The organism is Nocardioides sp. J9, assembly GCF_007829375.1.
In the GTDB taxonomy this organism is placed as follows: Bacteria; Actinomycetota; Actinomycetes; order Propionibacteriales; family Nocardioidaceae; genus Nocardioides.
On the sequence record NZ_VLJQ01000047.1, the window covers coordinates 1 to 1356 of the forward strand.

General features: G+C 74.9%; 2 protein-coding genes. Both read left to right on the forward strand.

Annotated elements, in window-relative coordinates:
* Positions 1-658 (forward strand): RNA polymerase subunit sigma-70 (locus L615_RS03885; RefSeq protein WP_145724185.1); only part of this gene is annotated, 658 nt, incomplete at its 5' end.
* Positions 659-661: 3 nt separating this feature from the next.
* A complete protein-coding gene (locus L615_RS03890; protein WP_036518026.1) occupies positions 662-1240 on the forward strand; it encodes a TIGR03086 family metal-binding protein in 579 nt (192 codons plus the stop codon).
* The last annotated feature ends 116 nt before the right edge of the window (positions 1241-1356 follow it).

Below are 1356 nucleotides of genomic sequence, written 5' to 3' on the forward strand. Positions count from 1 at the left end.
CGAGCCGATCCCGGACGCCGCGGTCGAGGTCGCCGAGCGGGACACGATCCGGCTGGCGTTCGTCGCCGCCCTGCAGCACCTGCCCGCCCGCCAGCGCGCGGTGCTCATCCTGCGCGACGTGCTGCGCTGGTCAGCAGCCGAGACCGCTGCGGCACTCGAGACGACCACCGCCGCGGTGAACTCGGCACTGCAGCGCGCGCACGCACAGCTCGCCGACCGCGGTCTCACCCCGGACACGGTCGAGGCCGACCTCGACCAGGCCCAGCGCACCCTGCTCGACGCCTACCTGCAGGCGTTCTGGCGCAAGGACATCGACCAGATCGTCCAGCTGCTCAAGTACGACGCCACGTGGGACATGCCGCCGTTCCTCAACCACTACCGCGGTTGCGAGGCGATCGGCGAGCTGATCGGCAGCAAGTGCCCCGGCGGCACCAACGACATGCCGATGATCGAGACGGTCGCCAACGGCCAGCCGGCGTTCGGCCTCTACATGCGCCAGCCCGAGGGCCACTTCGAGCCCTTCCACCTGCAGGTGCTGCAGATGACCGGCTCGGGCGACGAGCTGCGTGTCGAGCACGTGACCGCGTTCTTCGACCCGCGGCTGTTCGCCCGGTTCGGCCTGCCGGACCGCCTGCCCGCCGACTACGTCCCGGCCTGAGCCATGACGGCCGAGCCGGCCCCGGCCGGTCTCGTCGCCGGCCTGGACGTCCTGCAGCGCGCGCTCGACTACACCAGCGCCGCCCTCGCGACGACCACCTGCGCCGACGTCGACCGCCCCACCCCCTGTCTCGGGTGGACCCTCGCCGGCCTGCTGGCGCACATGGAGGACGCCCTCGACGCCTTCGCCGAGGCCGCCGACGGTGCCGTCGGCCTGCACTGCTCCGGACCCTCGCCGCTGGTGGAGCGGGTCGAGCGGCTGCAGGTGAAGGCGTGCGGCCTGCTGCACGCGTGGATGGAGGCGACCAGCCCGACCGTCGACGTCGGCGGGCACCCGCTGCCCGTCGACACCGTCGCGCGGATCGCCGCGCTCGAGGTCACGGTCCACGGCTGGGACGTCGGGCGTACGACGGGGCGCGGGTCCGCGATCCCCGAGCGCCTGGCCGCCGACCTGCTCCCGACGGCGCTCCAGGTGGCGCTCGGCGACGACCCGCGCTTCGCTCCCCCGCGCCCGGTCCCGGTGGACGCCCCCACCGGGGTGCACGTGCTGGCGCTGCTGGGTCGCGACGCCGCGTGGCGCTGAGCCGGCGACCAGCTCGCGCCTGGGCCCCACGCCCTCGGCTTGCCGCCAGGGGGACGGTGCCACCTGCCGGAGGCAACCGCGGCGCGGCAGCGCGGCGCCCGCGCCGCAGGCGCGTC